General features: G+C 71.9%; 18 protein-coding genes and 1 riboswitch. Of the genes, 15 read left to right on the forward strand and 3 right to left on the reverse strand.

Annotated features, from left to right (window positions below):
* Nucleotides 1-365, reverse strand: a 365-nt coding sequence (locus E9934_RS10970) for a DUF1330 domain-containing protein (RefSeq protein ID WP_136563059.1), incomplete at its 3' end; no start/stop codon positions are given.
* A gap of 123 nt (nt 366-488) precedes the next feature.
* Between E9934_RS10970 and E9934_RS10975 the strand changes: the two genes are divergently transcribed.
* Nucleotides 489-1259: a helix-turn-helix domain-containing protein gene (locus E9934_RS10975; RefSeq protein ID WP_136562938.1), complete on the forward strand. Its 771-nt coding sequence runs from the start codon at nt 489-491 to the stop codon at nt 1257-1259.
* Nucleotides 1260-1274: 15 nt separating this feature from the next.
* On the opposite strand, the gene E9934_RS10980 is transcribed toward E9934_RS10975, so the two are convergent.
* Nucleotides 1275-1952 (reverse strand): Crp/Fnr family transcriptional regulator, encoded by a 678-nt coding sequence (locus tag E9934_RS10980; protein WP_136562939.1) that lies wholly within the window; start codon nt 1950-1952, stop codon nt 1275-1277.
* A gap of 184 nt (nt 1953-2136) precedes the next feature.
* Between E9934_RS10980 and nth the strand changes: the two genes are divergently transcribed.
* From nth to E9934_RS11010, 6 genes are read left to right on the forward strand one after another with little or no spacing between them, the layout of a single operon-like run.
* On the forward strand, nt 2137-2865 hold the full coding sequence (gene nth, locus E9934_RS10985; protein WP_136562940.1) for an endonuclease III: 729 nt from the start codon (nt 2137-2139) through the stop codon (nt 2863-2865).
* Nucleotides 2865-3479 carry a TlpA family protein disulfide reductase gene (locus E9934_RS10990; protein ID WP_136562941.1) on the forward strand — a complete coding sequence of 205 codons (615 nt, stop codon included), beginning with the start codon at nt 2865-2867 and terminating at the stop codon, nt 3477-3479. Before nth ends, E9934_RS10990 begins: the two co-directional genes overlap by 1 nt.
* Nucleotides 3476-4273 carry an NUDIX hydrolase gene (locus tag E9934_RS10995; protein WP_238694897.1) on the forward strand — a complete coding sequence of 266 codons (798 nt, stop codon included), beginning with the start codon at nt 3476-3478 and terminating at the stop codon, nt 4271-4273. Before E9934_RS10990 ends, E9934_RS10995 begins: the two co-directional genes overlap by 4 nt.
* The gene (locus E9934_RS11000; RefSeq protein WP_136562942.1) at nt 4270-5454 is read left to right on the forward strand and encodes a MarP family serine protease; all 1185 of its coding nucleotides are present in this window, start codon (nt 4270-4272) and stop codon (nt 5452-5454) included. Before E9934_RS10995 ends, E9934_RS11000 begins: the two co-directional genes overlap by 4 nt.
* Before the next feature lie 44 nt (nt 5455-5498).
* On the forward strand, nt 5499-6761 hold the full coding sequence (locus tag E9934_RS11005) for an acyl-CoA dehydrogenase family protein (RefSeq protein WP_193556897.1): 1263 nt from the start codon (nt 5499-5501) through the stop codon (nt 6759-6761).
* A 26-nt stretch (nt 6762-6787) separates the two neighbouring features.
* Nucleotides 6788-7561 carry an enoyl-CoA hydratase/isomerase family protein gene (locus E9934_RS11010; RefSeq protein WP_136562943.1) on the forward strand — a complete coding sequence of 258 codons (774 nt, stop codon included), beginning with the start codon at nt 6788-6790 and terminating at the stop codon, nt 7559-7561.
* Between the two features lie 74 nt (nt 7562-7635).
* Here E9934_RS11010 and E9934_RS11015 read toward each other — a convergent pair whose 3' ends face one another.
* Nucleotides 7636-8535: an oxygenase MpaB family protein gene (locus E9934_RS11015; protein WP_136562944.1), complete on the reverse strand. Its 900-nt coding sequence runs from the start codon at nt 8533-8535 to the stop codon at nt 7636-7638.
* Nucleotides 8536-8648: 113 nt separating this feature from the next.
* Here E9934_RS11015 and E9934_RS11020 point away from each other — a divergent pair, with 113 nt between their 5' ends.
* The 8 genes from E9934_RS11020 (at nt 8649) to E9934_RS11055 (ending at nt 18103) form a co-directional block, all read left to right on the forward strand.
* Nucleotides 8649-9851 carry an oxidoreductase gene (locus tag E9934_RS11020; protein ID WP_202977267.1) on the forward strand — a complete coding sequence of 401 codons (1203 nt, stop codon included), beginning with the start codon at nt 8649-8651 and terminating at the stop codon, nt 9849-9851.
* 40 nt (nt 9852-9891) lie between these two features.
* Entirely contained in the window at nt 9892-11016 is a 1125-nt protein-coding gene (locus tag E9934_RS11025) for an NAD(P)H-dependent amine dehydrogenase family protein (RefSeq protein ID WP_136562945.1), read from the forward strand.
* A 4-nt stretch (nt 11017-11020) separates the two neighbouring features.
* Complete coding sequence (locus E9934_RS11030; protein WP_136562946.1) at nt 11021-11866, forward strand: SDR family oxidoreductase; 846 nt, start codon at nt 11021-11023, stop codon at nt 11864-11866.
* A gap of 9 nt (nt 11867-11875) precedes the next feature.
* On the forward strand, nt 11876-12943 hold the full coding sequence (locus tag E9934_RS11035) for an MBL fold metallo-hydrolase (protein WP_136562947.1): 1068 nt from the start codon (nt 11876-11878) through the stop codon (nt 12941-12943).
* Nucleotides 12944-12978: 35 nt separating this feature from the next.
* A riboswitch (TPP riboswitch) is annotated at nt 12979-13089 on the forward strand.
* On the forward strand, nt 13081-14184 hold the full coding sequence (locus tag E9934_RS11040) for a thiamine ABC transporter substrate-binding protein (RefSeq protein WP_238694898.1): 1104 nt from the start codon (nt 13081-13083) through the stop codon (nt 14182-14184). Its footprint overlaps the riboswitch before it by 9 nt.
* Complete coding sequence (locus E9934_RS11045) at nt 14181-15878, forward strand: ABC transporter permease (RefSeq protein ID WP_238694899.1); 1698 nt, start codon at nt 14181-14183, stop codon at nt 15876-15878. Before E9934_RS11040 ends, E9934_RS11045 begins: the two co-directional genes overlap by 4 nt.
* 1 nt (nt 15879) lies before the next feature.
* Nucleotides 15880-16890, forward strand: coding sequence for an ABC transporter ATP-binding protein (locus E9934_RS11050; protein ID WP_136562948.1), 1011 nt, complete (start codon nt 15880-15882; stop codon nt 16888-16890).
* Nucleotides 16891-16975: 85 nt separating this feature from the next.
* A complete protein-coding gene (locus E9934_RS11055; protein WP_136562949.1) occupies nt 16976-18103 on the forward strand; it encodes a phosphatase PAP2 family protein in 1128 nt (375 codons plus the stop codon).
* Nucleotides 18104-18155 lie beyond the last annotated feature (52 nt).

Genomic DNA, 18155 nt, shown 5'->3' on the forward strand with positions numbered 1-18155 from the left:
CAGAGCAGGACGGCCAGCTTGTCGACCGCGCGGTAGCCCGCCGGCACCCCCTCGACCAGGCACGCGATCGAGGTCGAGTGCTCGGTGCGCAGCGGCAGGATCGCCTGATACTCCGCGGAGTCGTACCAGCCCCGCGCCGCGTCGGCGTCCGGGAACTCGACGATGACCAGGTCGCCGTCCCAGGCGCCCTCGGCGGGCGTCAGCTTGCCGCCGTGGACGAGGAAGCGCCCGCCGTACGGCGCCAGCGTGGCGTCGATCCGCTCGATGTAGTCGATGATCTCCGGCCCGAAGTCGACGTCGCGCAGGTAGGCGATGGCATAGACCTTCCTGCTCGTCGCGTGATTCGTCGTGAGGCTCGTGCTCATGGTGGTCTCCTTCCGGTGGCCGGCCCGGGCGGCCGGTGGTCCGATCCCACCCCGACGCACCGCCCGCGGTCGATGACCTCGGAGGTCATGGCGGTGCGAACGTCTGTCTCCTACGTTGAGCAGATGGGTGACGCAGGAGTCCTGATCCGGGAGTGGCGGCAGCGCCGGCACTTCTCCCAGCTCGAGCTGGCCAGCCGGGCCGAGGTGTCGACGCGGCACCTGAGCTGGATCGAGACCGGCCGCTCGCGTCCGACGAGCGCGATGGTGCTGCGCCTCTGCGACCACCTGGAGGTCCCGTTGCGGGAGCAGAACGCGGTCCTGCTGGCGGCCGGCCACGCGCCGGCCCATCCTGAGCACGGTCTCGGTGAGGCGCCGATGGCCGAGCTCAACACCGCGCTCGAGACGATCCTCGCCGCGCACCATCCCTACCCCGCGCTCGTCGTCGACCGGCGCTGGGAGCTGGTCGCCGCCAACGACGCGGCCTACGGCCTGCTCGAGGGCGTCGATCCGGCCGTCCTCGAGCCACCGATCAACGTGATCCGGCTGTCGATCGACCCGCGGGGCCTGGCCGGCCGCATCATCAACGGGGCCCAGTGGCGGGCGCATCTCGCGGCCCGCCTCCGCCGGGAGTACGACGCCACGGCGGACCCCTTCCTCGGCGCGCTCCACGACGAGGTGCTGGCCGCCGGGGAGCTCGACCACCTCGGCGTGACGGCCGCGCTCGTCACGCCGCTGGAGCTGCGGGCGGCCGACGGTGGCGTGCTGTCGTTCGTGTCGACCACGACGGTGTTCGGCACGCCCCGGGAGGTCACCCTCTCCGAGCTGGCGATCGAGGCGTTCTATCCCGCCGATGCCGCGACGCGACAGGCACTCGCCGCCACGGCGAGGGCCTGATCACGCGAGGGTCGGTCAGCGCGCGCGGCGCGACATCCGCTCCATGTCGAGGATGACGACGGAGCGCGGCTCCAGGCGCAGCCAACCGCGCGAGGCGAAGTCGGCGAGCGCCTTGTTGACGGTCTCGCGGGAGGCGCCGACCAGCTGGGCGAGCTCCTCCTGGGTGAGGTCGTGGTGCACGTGGACGCCGTCGTCGGCGGTGCGGCCGAAGCGGTCGGCGAGGTCGAGCAGCGCCTTGGCCACGCGGCCGGGGACGTCGGAGAACACGAGGTCCGCCACGACGTCGTTGGCCTTGCGCAGGCGGCCCGCCAGCTGGGCCAGCAGTCCGCGGGCGACGGCTGGGCGGCCCTCGAGCCAGCGGAGCAGGTCCTCGTGGGACAGCGACGCGAAGTCGGCGTCCGTCACGGCCGTCACGGTCGCGGAGCGCGGACCGGGGTCGAAGAGCGACAGCTCGCCGAACATCTGGCCGGGGCCCATGATCGCCAGCAGGTTCTCGCGTCCGTCGGCCGAGGTGCGACCGAGCTTCACCTTGCCCTCGAGGACGACGTAGAGCTTGTCGCCGCTGTCTCCCTCGTGGAACAGCACCTCACCGCGACGCAGTCGGGTGGTCGCCAGCGAGGTCCGCAGGGCGGCCATGGCCTCGTCGTCGAGGGCGCTGAACAGTGGCGCCTGACGAAGTACGTCGTTGTCCACGCTTCCTCCAAGTCGTGTCGGGTGTCGCGGCCCGCCCCCCAGGACGGACGAGTCGGCGCGACTCCTCGCGAGGCATCCTATAGGCAGTGGTCGATCTCACAGCGCAGCAGCCCGCGGACCCGCCGACGGGCCGTCGCCGCACGGGGGAGCGGCGGTGTCGGCCCGCGCATCTAGAGTGTGCGACGTGCGGGAGATCAGGCGGGCCATCACGGTCGACGACGAGACCCCGACGCAGCGGGTCCGGCGGGTGCGCAAGATCGACCGCGTGCTGGCCGAGACCTATCCCGACGCCAAGGCAGAGCTCGACTTCGACGACGCGTTCCAGTGCCTGGTCGTCACGGTGCTCTCGGCGCAGACCACTGACAAGCGGGTCAACGCCGTGCGCCCCACCCTCTTCGCGGCCTACCCCGACCCGCCGGCGATGGCCGCCGCCGACCGCGCCCACCTCGAGCAGATCGTGGGCCCGTTGGGCTTCTTCCGCGCCAAGACCGAGTCGCTGCTCAAGCTGAGCGCCGCCCTCGTCGAGAAGTACGACGGCCAGGTCCCCGGCCGCCTCGAGGACCTCGTCACGCTGCCCGGTGTCGGCCGCAAGACCGCCAACGTGGTGCTCGGCAACGCCTTCGACGTCCCCGGGATCACGGTCGACACCCATTTCGGCCGGCTCGCCCGACGCCTGGGCATGACGGAGGAGACCGACCCGGTCAAGGTCGAGCACGCGGTCGGCGAGCTCTTCCCCCAGCGCGACTGGACGATGCTGTCGCACCACCTGATCTGGCACGGACGGCGCTGCTGCCACGCGAAGAAGCCGGCCTGCGGTGCCTGTCCGGTCGCCCGCTGGTGCCCGTCGTGGGGCACCGGCCCGACCGATCCCGTCGAGGCGGAGAAGCTGCTCCGCACCGAGGGGCCCAACTGATGCGGGGACGCGGGGCACGCGGCCTGGCGCTGGCCGCGCTCGCCGTGCTGCTCGTCGGGTGCGACGCCGGCGAGCCGAGCGCGCTCGAGTGCCGCGTCGAGGTCGACACGCCGGACCTGGTCGCCGACCGCGAGGCGGCCGGGACGGCCGACTGCCCGGAGATCGCCACCTCGCCGGGCGCGGCGGACCTGCCGGACCTCGAGCTGCAGTGCCTGGGCAGCACGTCGACGATGGCGCTGTCCGACGTCCAGGGCCCCGCGATGATCAACTTCTGGGCCTCCAACTGCGGCCCGTGCCGCGACGAGCTGCCCGCGCTGCAGGCCTTCCACGAGCGCTACGGCGACCAGGTCGCCGTCATCGGCGTCGACTTCCTGGAGACCTACCCGGCCGCCGCCATCGACCTCAACCGGCTCTCCGGCGTCACCTATCCCTCCCTCGCCGACGCGTGCGGCGACCTCAACGAGGCCGGCCTCGCGATCTACGGCCTGCCGCAATTCGTCTTCGTCGCGGCCGACGGCTCGGTCAGCAACGCATTGGGCGGCAAGGACAGCCTCGCGGACGTCGTCGCGCTCGTCGAGAAGCACCTCGACGTCGACCTGGAGCCGACCCGATGACGACGCCGATGCCGCCCGAGGTGCGCGCCCGCCTGGTCCGCGAGATCCCCGACGAGCTCCCGGCCGGCCTGCCCGACTGGCTGCACCCGCTCGCCGACGGCGCCCGACGCATCCGCGGCAGCGACCTCACCCAGTTCCTGCCGCCCGACGACGCCGACGTCCGCCGGGGGGCGGTCCTGATGCTCTTCGGTGACGGCGTCGCGGAGGGGTCGCATGGCGACGTACTCCTGACGGAGCGGGCGCACCACATGCGCTCCCACCCCGGCCAGGTCTCCTTCCCCGGCGGCGGGATCGACCCGGGGGAGACCCCGGTCGAGGCCGCGCTGCGGGAGGCCTGGGAGGAGATCGGCGTCGACCCGGGCGGCGTCGAGGTCTTCGGCACCCTGCCCGAGCTGTGGCTCCCGCCATCCAACTACGCCGTGACGCCCGTCCTGGGCTGGTGGCGCGACCCCAGCCCGATCCGGGTGGCCTCGCCCGACGAGGTCCACGAGATCCACCGCGTCGACCTCCGCGAGCTGATCGACCCGGAGCACCGCATCTCCGTGCGCCACCCCGGCGGGTGGAACGGTCCGGGCTTCCTCATCGGCGACGACAAGGACGTCATCCTGTGGGGCTTCACGGGCGGCATCCTCACCCGATTCCTCGACTTCCTCGGGTGGCTCCCCGCGGTCGAGGACCCGCCGGTGCATGATCTTCCCGACTACATGCTCGCCGAGTACGTCCGTCGCAGCCCCGGGTCGCAGGCGCGCACCGACAGCATGGACATCCTGGAGCCCGAGGAGGACGAGGCATGAACCTCCTCGACTGGCTGCTCCTGCTGATCGTGCTCGCCTATGCGCTCTCGGGCTACTGGCAGGGCTTCGTGACGGGCGCGTTCGCGACCGTCGGCCTGCTCTCCGGCGGCCTGCTCGGCATCGTGCTCGCCCCCCTCGTGCTCGGCAACCTCGAGCCGTCGCTCGCGGTGTCGCTCGGCGCCCTGTTCATCGTGATCCTCTGCGCCTCGCTCGGCCAGGCGCTGCTGCAGTACGCCGGAGCGCGGGTCCGCGAGCGGATCACCTGGCAGCCCGCGCGGGCCGTCGACGCGGTCGGCGGCGCCCTGCTCAGTGCGCTCGCGGTGCTGCTCGTCGCGTGGGCCCTCGGCGTCGCGGTGTCCGGCACGCGGATCGGCGGGGTGACCTCGATGGTGCGCAGCTCCGCCGTGCTCGCCAAGGTCAACGAGGCCCTGCCCGAGTCGGCGCCCAACGCGCTGCAGGCCTTCAACAAGGTCGTCGGGACCGGCTTCTTCCCGCGCTACCTCGAGCCCTTCGCGCCCGAGCAGATCGTCGAGGTCGCCCCCGGCCCGGCCGACCTGCCCGGCTCGCCGAAGGTCGTCGCGACGCAGCCGAGCGTCGTCAAGATCCGTGGCGCCAACAAGTGCGGTCGCGGCGTCGAGGGCACCGGCTTCGTCTACGCCGAGGACCGGGTGATGACCAACGCCCACGTGGTCGCCGGCGTCGAGGACCCCGAGGTCAGCATCGGGGGCGGCACCGAGCTGGCGCGGGTGGTCCTCTACGACCCCGACCTCGACATCGCCGTGCTGGCCGTGGACACCGGCGACGCCCCACGGCTCGCCTTCGACACCGAGGTGGAGGCCGAGGACTCCGTCGCGATCGTCGGCTATCCGCAGGACGGCCCCTTCGACGTACAGACCGGGCGGGTGCGGTCGATGCAGAACCTCCGCTCGCCCGACATCTACGGCTCCGGCACGGTGGTCCGCGAGGTGTTCTCGATCCGCGGCCTGGTCCGGCCGGGCAACTCCGGCGGCCCCATCGTGACGCCGCAGGGCGATGTGGCCGGCGTCGTCTTCGCCGCGTCGGTGACCGACGACGAGACCGGGTATGCGCTCACCGCCGAGCAGGTCGCTGACAGCGCCAGCCGGGGACGCTCCGCCGGGACCGACGGCGGCGAGGTCGGCACCGGCGACTGCGCGGCCTGAGCACCCTCACCCGGCGCCACCCGAGCTCCTGCCAGACTGACCCCATGACAGGGTCGTCGATGTATCCCGCTCTCCCCGCGCCGAGTGAGAAGGCGGTGCGGCTCTTCGAGGAGATGAAGCGCTTCCTCGCCGAGGACGTGCTTCCGTCGGAGGAGGCCTACGACCGCTTCCGCGAGGAGCACGGTCACGACGACCACACGCCGCCGCCGGTGCTCGAGGAGCTGAAGACGAAGGCGAAGGCCCGGGGCCTGTGGAACATCTTCCTGCCGCACGAGTCGGGCCTCTCGCAGCTGGAGTACGCCCCCATCGCCGAGCTGTCGGGCTGGAGCGTCGAGCTCGCCCCCGAGGCCACCAACTGCGCCGCACCCGACACCGGCAACATGGAGCTGCTGCACCTCGTCGGCACGCCGGAGCAGCAGGAACGGTGGCTGCGGCCGCTGCTCGACGGCGAGATCCGCTCGGCGTTCGCGATGACGGAGCCGGCCGTCGCGTCCTCCGACGCCACCAACATCGAGACCCGCATCGTGCGCGACGGCGACGAATACGTCATCAACGGCCGCAAGTGGTGGATCTCCGGCGCCGCGGACCCCCGCTGCGCCGTCCTCATCGTGATGGGCAAGACCGACCCCGAGGCGGCCACCCACCGCCAGCAGTCGATGATCATCGTCCCCACGGACACGCCCGGCGTCGAGATCAAGCGGTCCTACCCGGTCTTCGGCCACCAGGACCAGCACGGCCACTGCGTCATCGAGTTCACCGACGCCCGCGTGCCGGTCGCCAACCTGCTCGGCGAGGAGGGCGGTGGCTTCGCGGCCGCGCAGATGCGCCTCGGTCCCGGCCGCATCCACCACGTGATGCGGGCGCTCGGCGCCGGTGAGCGGGCGCTCGCGATGATGGTGGACCGGTCGAAGAGCCGTACGGCGTTCGGCAAGCTGCTCGCCGAGCAGTCGTCGGTGCGCGAGAAGATCGCCGAGTCGCGCATCGAGCTCGACCAGGCTCGCGCGCTGTGCCACCTCGCCGCCGCCACCATCGACAGCGACGGCAACAAGGCGGCCCGCCACCTGATCGCGGCCGCCAAGGTCGCCGTACCGCGCGCCGTGCTGTCGGTCATCGACCGCGCCATCCAGGTCCACGGCGCCGCCGGTGTCAGCGACGCGACCCCGCTGTCCGCCCTCTATGCCTGGCACCGCGCGATGCGGATCTTCGACGGTCCCGACGAGGTGCACCTCGCGACCCTCGGCCGCGCCGAGATCACCCGTGAGCCGCTCTTCGAGCTGCCGCGCGGCATCCACGACCAGTTCCGCTGATCCAGCTCCCGACACGAAGGACCCCCGTGACCACTCTCGTCCGCTACGAGTACGCCGACGGCGTCGCCCGCATCACCCTCGCCGACGGCGACCGGGGCAACCCGATCAACCTGGCCTCCGTCGCCGAGCTCCACGCCGCCGTCCGCTCGGCCACCCGTGACGGCGCCCGTGTCATCGTGCTCGCCGCCGAAGGGCGCTTCTTCTCGGTCGGCGGCGACCTCGGTTCCTTCGCCGGCGCCGACGACGTCTCGATCCTGCTCGACGACCTCGCCGAGGCCCTGCACCGCGTCGTCAGCGAGCTGATCCGCTCCAGTGCGATCGTGGTCAGCGTCGTCCAGGGCGCCGCCGCCGGAGCCGGCTTCCCGCTGGCCGCGGCCGCCGACATCGTCGTCGCCGCCGACTCGGTCAAGTTCAGCCTCGCCTACGGCAAGGTCGGACTGACACCCGACGGAGGCAGCTCGCTGCTGGTGTCGACGCTCGGTCTGCACCGCGTGCTGCGGCTGGCGATCCTCGGCGACGCACTCACCGCGCAGGAGGCCCACGCCGCCGGACTGGTCGCGCGCGTCGTCCCCGCCGACGAGCTCACCGCGACCGCGGACAAGATCGTGGCCACGCTCGCCGCCGGCTCAGGCGCCGCCCAGGCCGGCGCCAAGCGGCTGCTGCGCGACATCGCCGCCCCCGCACCCGAAGCGGCGCTGCGCAAGGAGTCGCTGTCGATCAGCGCCCAGGCCGTCACCCCCGACGGTCGGGAGGGTGTGGCCGCCTTTCTCGAGAAGCGGGCGCCGCGATTCAACTCCTGATCACGTCGTCCCGTGCAGATCGGTCGTGATCTGCGGCACTAGTCGACCGATCCGCACGGGACGACGCGCGTTGCTCAGCTGGCGTGTGCCACCGGGCAGCCGGGCACGGGGCTGGGCGCCGCAGCTGCCGCGTCCTTGAACGTGCCGAGCTCGGAGAGCAGGTAGCCGTTGGGATAGCTCTTGATCCGCGGCATGTCCGCGGAATAGGTCGGCTTCCGCTTCGACGGCGTGTGCCGCAGCAGGCGGGCGCGCGCCTTCATGACCGCGATGCTCACGCGGCGCACGAGGGCCGGCGCCTCGTCGTAGGCGAAGGCATCGAGGAGCGGGGTGTCCATGAGTGACCGGCTGAAGAGCTCCACGGGCCGCTTGGCGAGGCGCGGATAGAAGGTCGTCATCAGGTCGAGGGTCGCGTCGGCCACGCGACGGCCGCCCTCGTCGTAGGCGAAGTGTTGGCGCTCGTAGTCGTCCATGAGGTGCATGAACCCGTCATAGGTGTCGGGGATGTCCTTGATGTTCATGTGCCGGCCGAGGGCGCGGTAGTAGTTCACCCACGCCCGCAGCTCGGTGTCGGTGAACCGGCGCCAGCCGTAGTCGTCGAGCCAGCGCTTGGGCACCACGACGAAGGTGGAGAGGACGTAGAGGAAATCCTCGTTGCTGATGTCGTACATCTTGTGCATCTGGTTGATCCGGCGGATCGCGGTCTTGCCGTCCTCGCTCTCGAAGCCGTGGACGAACGGCGCCTCGAGGAGCAGCGCGGTGTCGTCGTAGCGCTTCTGGCAGGCCTGCGTGAACTGGCCGGTGTCGTAGAGCAGACGCCCGACGCTCGGGACGGCGTAGGTGCGGAAGAGGGCGAAGCTCAGCGACTGGGTGACGTCCCAGGTGAACTCATAGAGCGTGAGGTTCTGGACGATCTCGACGTAGTCGGTCTCGGGGTCGAGCGCCTCGTTGCGGTCGCGCCACAGTGTCTTCGCCATGGCGCGAGCGTAGGTCAGCGCGCAGACCACGGAAAGTGAGGATCTCTCACTTTGTGCTCACTTCTCGTGGGCGGGCAACTAGAACGTGTTCTTGTCGCGACTACGCTGCTGCCGTGGCGATCCCCGACGTCTTCAGCCCGACTGACCTGGGCCCGGTGCGCCTGCGCAACCGCACGGTCAAGGCCGCGACCTTCGAGGGCCGTACGCCGGACGGGCTGGTCACCGACGAGCTGATCGCCTATCACCGCGCACCGGCCGAGGGTGGCGTCGGCCTGACGACGGTCGCCTACCTCGCGGTCGCGCCCGACGGCCGCACCCATCGCGAGCAGATCGTCGTCGGCGAGCACTCCCTGCCCGGGCTGGCCCGGCTCGCGGACGAGATCCACGCGACCGGCGCGAGGATCGCCGGCCAGGTCGGGCATGCCGGACCGGTCGCCAACGGTCGCTCCAACGGGGTGCACGCCCTCACCTCGAGCGCGATGCCCAGCCCGCTGTCGATGCAGATGATCCGCACGGCCAGCGAGAAGGACCTGACCCGCGTCACCCGGGCCTACGTCGACACGGCCCGCACGCTCGTGCGCGCCGGCTTCGACGTGCTCGAGCTGCACATGGCCCACTCCTACCTGATCTCCTCCTTCCTGGCGCCCGGCCTCAACCGGCGGCGCGACCGGTGGGGCGGATCCCTCGAGCGGCGGGCCCGGCTCGCGCGACAGGTCGCGCGCGTCGTACGCGAGGAGGTGGGGGACGCCGTCGCCGTCACGGCGAAGGTCTCGGTCTCCGACGGCTTCCCCGGCGGCGTGACGACGGAGATGAGCGTGGAGCTGGCGCGGATGCTGGAGGCCGACGGCCACCTGGACGCACTGCAGCTCTCGGGCGGCTCGTCCCTGATGAACCCGATGTATCTCTTCCGCGGGGGCGCGCCGGTGTCGGAGTTCGCCGACACCATGCCGGCGGTCGTGCGCTGGGGCATGAAGACCCCGGTGGGACGGGGCTTCATGAAGGCCTATCCCTTCGAGGAGGCCTACTTCCGCGCCAAGGCACTCCAGGTGCGCGACGCCGTGTCGATGCCGCTGATGCTGCTGGGCGGGATCAACCGGCTCGACACGATGCAGCAGGCCATGGCCGACGGCTTCGACTTCGTCGTCATGGGTCGTGCGCTGCTCCGTGAGCCCGACCTGCTCAACCGGATCCAGGCCGGCGTCGCGCGCGAGGGCATCTGCATCCACTGCAACCGCTGCATGCCGACCATCTACTCCGGCACGCGCTGCCCCGAGTGGGCGGCCGGCGAGGTGATCCCGGTCCCCGCTGTTCGGTGACCCCTTCCCGAAAAGTAGAACCTGTTCTAGTCTGTGCGTCATGTCACATGGCCCCTTCGTAGTGCCCCGTCCCGAGAAGCCGCTGCGAGTCGTCGTCTGGTCCACCGGCACAATCGGCCGGCACGCCATCGCGGGTGTCGACGCCCACCCCGACCTCGAGCTGGTCGGCGTCTGGACCTCGACGGCCGAGAAGCACGGCCAGGACGCCGGCCGCCTCGCCGGCCTCGACCGGGACCTGGGCATCAAGGCGACCACGGACCGTGACGAGCTGGTCGCTCTGCGACCCGACTGCATCGTCCACGGTGCGATGACCGACGACCGGGTCTTCGAGTCGATCGCCGACCTCACCGCCCTGATCCGCGACGGCGTCAACGTCGTGTCCTCCGGACCGGTCATCCTGCTGCACCCCGACGGCACGCTCCCCGCCGAGATGATCGAGCAGATCCACGAGGCCGGGCGACAGGGCGGCGCGAGCCTGCACGTCAACGGCATCGACCCCGGCTTCGCCAACGACGTGCTGCCCCTGGTCATGACCAGCCTCAGCCAGCGCATCGACCACGTGAAGGTCAGCGAGATCGCCGACTACTCCACCTACTACCAGCCCGTCGTCATGCGCGACCTCTTCGGCTTCGGCCAGCCGATGGACTTCAAGGCGCTGCTGTGGGAGCCCGGCATCCTGACCACCGCCTGGGGCCCGGTCGTGCGCGTGATCGCCGACGGTCTCGGCGTCACCCTCGACGAGCCGCTCGTGGAGGAGGTCGAGCGTCGCCCCGCGCCCCGCAGCGTCGAGACCGTCTCGGTCGACGTCGCCGAGGGCACGATGGGCTCGGTGCGCTTCCGCGTCATCGGCACCGTCGACGGCGTCCCGCGGATCACGCTCGAGCACGTCACCCGCACCGATGCGGAGGCCGAGCCGACCTGGCCGACCCCCAACGAGGGAGACGGCTGCTACCGCATCGAGGTGACGGGCGAGCCCTGCCTCAAGGTCGAGTTCACCCACCACGGCGAGCATGGCGACCACAACGTCTCCGGGATGATCGTCACGGCCCAGCGCCTCATCAACGCGATCCCCGCGGTCGTCGCTGCGAAGCCCGGGCTGGTGACCCCGCTCGACCTGCCGCTCGTGACGGGCCGCGGCCTCGTCACCGGTACGACGGAGGGCTGACGCCATGGGCATCCTCGACCGCTTCGCCCTGACCGACCACGTCGCCGTGGTGACCGGAGCGGGCCGTGGCATCGGCGCGGCCACGGCACTCGCCCTCGCCGAGGCCGGCGCCGACGTCCTCATCTCGTCCCGCACCGAGGCGCAGCTCGCCGACGTCGCTGCCCGGATCGAGGCGACGGGCCGCCGCGCGGTCGTCGTACCGGCCAACCTCGCGCACACCGAGGAGGTCGCGGGCCTCGCGCAGGCGGCGTTCGACGCGTTCGGTCGGCTCGACATCGTGGTCAACAACGTCGGCGGCACCATCCCCAACGCGTTCCTCGACACCGACGTCGACTACCTCGAGGAGTCGTTCCACTTCAACGTCAGCACGGCCCACGCGCTGAGCCGCGCGGCGGTGCCGCTCATGCTCGCCTCGGCGGGCACGGCCGAGGACCCGCGGCAGAAGTCGATCACCTCGATCAGCTCGATGATGGGCCGCACCGCCGCCCGCGGCTACCTCGCCTACGGCGTCGCCAAGGCCGCGCTCGCGCACTGGACCCGTCTCGCCGCGACCGACCTGTCGCCGGCCATCCGCGTCAATGGCGTCTACGTCGGATCGGTGATGACCAGCGCGCTGGAGTTCGTCGCCGGGGTCCCGGAGATGAAGCAGCAGATGGAGGACGGCACCCCGCTCGGCCGGATCGGCGAGCCCGAGGACATCGCCGCCGCGATCGTCTACCTCTCCTCCCGCGCCGGGCAGTTCGTCACCGGCAAGTTGCTCGAGGTCGACGGCGGCATCCAGCAGCCGAACCTCGACCTGAACCTGCCCGACCTGCAGCCCGCCCCCCTGCCCGCCGGGACGCCTTCGTAGGCTCCGAGCATGAGCACAGGAGGAATCGCCACCGGCCACGCCATCTCGCCGGACTCCGGCGAGCACTGGGCGGCCGAGGGCGCCTGGCGGGTCGCGGACGGCATCCACCGCATCCCGCTGCCGCTTCCGATGGATGCCCTCAAGGCGGTCAACGTCTACGTGGTCGAGGGTGACGAGGACCTGACGCTCATCGACGGCGGCTGGGCGATCCCGGTCGCCCGTGAGCTGCTCGAGAAGTCCCTCAAGTCGGTGGGCTACGGCTTCGGTGACATCCACCGCTTCCTGGTGACCCACGTGCACCGCGACCACTACACGATGGCCAGCGTCCTGGGCAGCGAGTACGGCGCCGAGGTGGCCCTCGGTGTCGGGGAGCGGCCGGCGCTCGAGCTGCTCAACAACGTCGGCGAGCTCGACGAGAGCCCCTTCCTCGCGGTGCTGCGCACCGCGGGGGCGGAGGAGATCGCGGAGCTGTGGGCCGCCGGCAACGACGGCAAGCTCCCCGACCCGTCGGACTGGATGACCCCGGACCGGTGGCTGGAGGGCGACCAGTCCATCGAGGTCGGTCGCCGCCGCATCGACGCGGTCCACACCCCCGGCCACACCCCGGGACACTTCGTGTTCGCCGACCAGGCCGAGGGCGTGCTCTTCTCCGGTGACCACGTGCTGCCGACGATCACGCCGTCCATCGGCTTCACGGTGCCGCCCGCCGACCAGCCGCTCGGTGAATTCATGAGTTCGCTGGCGCGGGTGCGGCAGCTGCCCGACCTGCGCATCCTGCCCGCGCACGGGCCGGTCGCGCCGTCGACGTACGAGCGTGTCGACGAGCTGCTCGCCCACCACGAGTCCCGTCTCGACCAGTGCCTCGCCTCCCTGCGGGCCCGAGGGTCGGTCACCTCGATCGTCGTGGCGCGCGACCTGGGCTGGACCCGTCACGAGCGCGCGTTCGCCGAGCTCGACGTCTTCAGCCAGGGCATGGCGGCCATGGAGACCAAGGCCCACCTGGAGCTGCTCGTGGCCCGCGGTCAGGCGACGTCGATCGACCGGACCGACGGCGTGGTGTTCACCGCGACCACCTGAGCGCGGAGGCCGCCGGCGGTCCTCGGTAGAGTGGAGCCGTCCGACAGGGGAGCCGAGGCAATCGGCTGAGAGGACGCCAGCAGGCGCGTCGACCCTCCGAACCTGATCCGGTTAGCACCGGCGAAGGGAGTCACCTCGTGATCTCGCGCTTCCGTCCTGCCCCTGCTCGCACCGGCCGCGCCGGCCGTGCTGGCCGCACCGCCCTGACGGGCCTGGCTGCCGCGTCCCTCGTCCTGACGGCCTCCGGCTGCTCGCTCATCGGCGGCGACGACGGCGACGAGAAGGCCGACGCCACCGTCACGCTCATCACCCACGAGTCCTTCGCCCTGCCCGACGAGCTGGTCGCGGCCTTCGAGGAGACGTCGGGCTACGAGCTCGAGATCGTCAAGCTCGACGACGCCGGGGCGCTGACCAACGAGCTCGTCCACACCAAGGACAACCCGCTGGGCGACGTCGTCTTCGGGGTCGACAACACCTTCGCCACGCGCGCGCTCGACGAGGACGTTTTCGCGTCGTACGCCGCCGACCTGCCCCGTGGCGCGGAGGAGTTCGTCCTGCCGGGTGACGCCGACCAGCGGCTGACGCCGGTCGACACCGGCAACGTGTGCGTCAACGTCGACCGGGTCTGGTTCGAGGAGAACGAGATCGAGCCTCCGGCCACCCTGGACGACCTCACCGACGAGCGCTACCGCGACCTGCTCGTCGTCCCGGCCGCGAGCACCAGCTCGCCCGGCATGGCGTTCCTGCTGGCCACGGTCGGCCGCTACGGCGACGACTGGACCGGCTACTGGGAGGACCTGATGGCCAACGGCGCCAAGGTCGTCGCCGGCTGGTCCGACGCCTACTACACGGACTTCACCTACTCCCGCGGCGACCGGCCGATCGTGGTGTCCTACGACTCCTCGCCCGCCTTCACGCCCACCGAGGACGGCTCGGCGTCGGTGACCCGGAGCTTCGTCGACGGCTGCTTCGAGCAGGTCGAGTACGCCGGCGTCCTCGCCGGCGACGATGTCAACACCGAGGGCGCCGAGGCCGTCGTCGACTGGCTGCTCTCGCCCGAGGTGCAGGCGGCGCTGCCGGAGTCGATGTACGTCTTCCCCGTCGACGCCGACGTGCAGCTGCCGGCCGAGTGGACCGAGTTCGTGGTCCGTCCGACCGAGACCGTCGAGGTCGACCCGGGCGAGATCACCGCCAACCGGCAGGGCTGGGTCGAGGAGTGGAACGAGATCATCTCGCGGTGAGCGCGGGGCCCGGCACGGTCGCCCGGCGCCCCCCGGTGGGGCGGCGGTCGGCGGGCATCGCCGTCGCGGAGGTCGCGCGCGTCCTCCTCCCGGCGCTGGTCCCGGTCGCGGTCGTCGGGGTGTTCTTCGTGCTGCCGGTCGCGGCCATGCTGCAGCGCGGTGTCTGGCCCGACGGCTCCTTCGAGCCCGGAGCCGTCCTCGACGTCCTCCAGCGTCCGCGGACCCGCCGCGTGCTGTGGTTCACCGTCTGGTCCAGCACGGCTGCCACGACGATCGCGGTCGGGCTCGGCCTGCCCGCCGCCTACGTGCTGCACCGGCTGCGCTTCCCCGGCCGGGGCGTCATCCGTGCCGCGCTGCTCGTGCCCTTCGTGCTGCCCACGGTCGTCGTCGGCCTCGCGGTGCGCGAGCTCATCTCCACATCCGGGCCGCTGGGCTTCCTCGGGCTCGACGGCTCGGCCGCCGCGATCCTCATCGGCCTGGTCTTCTTCAACGTCTCGGTCGTCATCCGCACGGTCGGCGTCGCCTGGGAGGGCCTGGACCGGCGACCGGCCGAGGCGGCGGCGGCCCTCGGTGCGTCGCCGGTCCAGGTCTTGCGGACCGTCACCTGGCCGGCCCTGCGGCCGGCGGTCGTCTCCGCGGCCAGCGTGGTGTTCCTCTTCTGCGCCACCGCCTTCGGCGTCGTGCTCGTGCTCGGCGGCGTCCGCTACTCCTCGGTCGAGACCGAGATCTACCTCCTCACCGCCGACCTCTTCGACCTCCAGGCCGCCGCGGCCCTCTCGATCGTGCAGATGCTCGCCGTCATCGCCCTGCTCGTCGTGGTCGGCCGCCTGCGCCGTGTCCCCGACCCGACCGTCCGACGCTCGGTCGCCGCGGCGGCCCGGCCGCAGCGCCGCGACGCGCCGGCGATCGCCGCGACGCTGCTGGTCCTGGGAGCCGTCGCACTGCCGATCCTGGCCCTCGTCCTGGGCTCCCTGCGCCGCGACGGCCGCTGGACCCTCGCCCACTATGAGGCGCTGTCGGGCCGCGGCGACGACCTGCTCGCCGTACCCGTCACCGAGGCGCTCGCCAACTCGCTCCGCATCGCGGTCGACGCCACCTGGATGTCGCTGTCGCTGGGCCTCGTGGTCGCCGTCGTCGTCACCCGCCGGGTCCGCTCCCGCACCGCCGGCCGGGTGCGCGCCGTGCTCGACGGCTTCTTCATGCTCCCGCTGGGCGTCTCCGCGGTGACGCTCGGCTTCGGCTTCCTCATCGCCCTCGACGAGCCACCGCTGGACCTGCGCTCCAGCCCGCTGCTGGTGCCGATCGCTCAGGCGCTCGTCGCGCTGCCGCTCGTGGTCCGCACCCTGGTGCCGGTCCTCGCCGGCATCGACGACCGGCAGCGGCAGGCCGCGGCCTCACTCGGCGCCGGCCCGTGGCGCCGACTGGCGACGGTCGATCTCGCGGTCGTGTGGCGTCCCCTGCTCGCCGCCGCGGGCTTCGCCTTCGCCGTCTCCCTCGGCGAGTTCGGCGCGACGTCGTTCATCGCCCGGCCGACCGAGCCGACGATGCCCGTCGTCATCTACCGCCTGCTCGGCCACCCGGGCGCCCTCAACTACGGCACCGCCATGGCCGCCGCGGTCGTGCTGGCGGGCGTCACGGCGCTCGTCATCCTGGCCGTCGAGCGGCTGCGGGTGCCCGGCGTGGGAGCGTGGTGACGTGCTGGACGTCAGAGGCCTGACCGTCGCCTTCGACGGCCTCCCCGCGGTCGACGCCGTCGACCTGTCCGTGCCCGACGGCGAGGTCCTCGCGGTCCTCGGCCCGTCGGGGTGCGGGAAGTCGACCCTGCTGCGGGCCGTCGCCGGCCTCGAGCGCCCCGACGCCGGCACGGTCACCTGGGACGGCGACGACCTGACCCGCACGCCCACGCACCGCCGCGGCTTCGCGCTGATGTTCCAGGACGGCCAGCTCTTCGACCACCTCACCGTCCGCCGCAACGTCGGCTACGCCCAGCGTCTGCGCCGCGTCGACCGCGCCACCGTCCGCGCCGAGGTTGACGCCCTGCTCCGCCTCGTCGGCCTCGAGGGGTACGCCGACCGGCTCCCGCGTACGCTCTCGGGCGGAGAGCGACAGCGGGTCGCCCTCGCCCGCTCCCTCGCCGCCGCGCCGCGCCTGCTGCTGCTCGACGAGCCCCTCAGCGCGCTCGACGCGGAGCTGCGGATCCGCCTCGCCGCCGACCTCCGCCGGATCCTCCGCGACGCGGCAACGACGGCGCTGATGGTCACCCACGACCAGGACGAGGCGTTCGCCGTCGCCGACCGGATCGCGGTGATGCGCGCCGGCCGGATCGTGCAGGAGGGCCCGACCGCCGCCGTGTGGTCGGCGCCCGCCGATCCGTGGACCGCTCGCTTCCTCGGCTGCTCCGAGGTGCTCGAGGGCGACGCCGCGGCCCGGGTGCTCGCCGCCGCCGGACTGCCGTCCGCTGCGGGCGACCGGGTCGGCGTACGGCCCGGCGGGCTGCGCGTCGCCGCCCCCGGCCCGTCCGACGGCGACCGGCTCCGTGGCGTCGTCGTGGCCGTCGGACTCACTCCGGACGGCCGACACGTGCGGGTCGACGTCGACGGCGTGGGCGTCCTGGACGCCCTCGGCGGCCCCGGCTGGACCGGCGAGCCGGGGCAGGCCGTCGACGTCGACGTCGATCCGGTCACCCTCGCCCGGGTCGGCCCGTGACCGCCGTCACCCGGGGACGGCGGAGACGTCGGCAGCGGCGCACGTAGACTCCCTCACCGGACCCCGGGGTGACGACAGGAGTGGCATGGCAGTGAACCAGGCGCGTCCTCGCCCGCAGGCGCCGACGTCGTACCGCCGTGCCTACACCGTCCTGATCGGCACCGCCGCGATCATGGGTGGGCTGGCGATCTTCGCCGCGGTCAGCCTCGACCGGCCGCTGCTCGACCCCGAGGGCAGCTTCCTCGGCCCGTCCTACATCCGCCTCCCGCTGCTGCTCTTCGGCGCCCTGCTCCTCGACCTGCTGCCGCTGACCATCTGGAAGGCGCGCGGACGCGCGAGCCGGGTGGCGCCGATCGTGCGGCACCGGCTGCGCACCCACTGGACCAAGGAGCGCGCCACGCTCGTCGCGCTCGGCGTCATCTGCTTCTACATCACCTACGTCAGCTACCGGAACCTCAAGTCCTTCCTGCCGTTCGTCCGGGCCGCCGACGACTCGACCGCCGAGACGCCCAAGGCGCTGTCCTACGACCGCGAGCTGCACCTGATGGACAAGGTGATGTTCTTCGGGCACGACCCGAGCGACATCCTGCACTCACTGCTCGGCAAGACGATCACGGCCGAGATCCTGTCGCCGGTCTACCTCGTCTTCCTGCCGCTCGTCCCCCTCGCCCTGACCGCGTGGCTGGTGTGGTCGCGCAACATGTCCTACGGCTACTGGTTCGTCACCGCCCAGTGCCTGGCCTGGTCGCTGGGCACCCTGTCCTACTACCTGCTGCCCACGCTCGGCCCGGGCATCTGGAACCCGTCGGAGTACTACGGCGTCGACGGCCTCGCCCACACCGGCACGACCGACCTGATGAATGCGATCGTCAATGCGAGAGGCCGCGTGCTCTACGGCGGCGCGACCGGGTCGGTGAACTCGATCGCCGGCTTCGCGAGCCTGCACTGCGCGATCACGCTGCTCTTCGCGCTGATGGTGCAGTACACGCTGCGCTCGAAGCTCATCAAGTGGATCTTCTGGGTCAACTTCGGCCTCACCGTCGTCGCCACCCTCTACTTCGGCTGGCACTACGTCGCCGACGACATCGCCGGCATCGCGATCGCCGTCATCGCCTTCTACGTCGGTGGCCTGGCGAGGGGACAGAAATTCGACTCCCTCACCCACACCCATCCCACGACCACCACGTCGAAGGTCCCCGTCGACGCCGACTGACCTTCTCCTCCGGTGGTCGAGGAGGCCGGCCACGGCCGTCTCGAGACCTCCG

It is taken from the genome of Nocardioides caeni (genome assembly GCF_004912195.1).
Lineage (GTDB): Bacteria > Actinomycetota > Actinomycetes > Propionibacteriales > Nocardioidaceae > Nocardioides > Nocardioides caeni.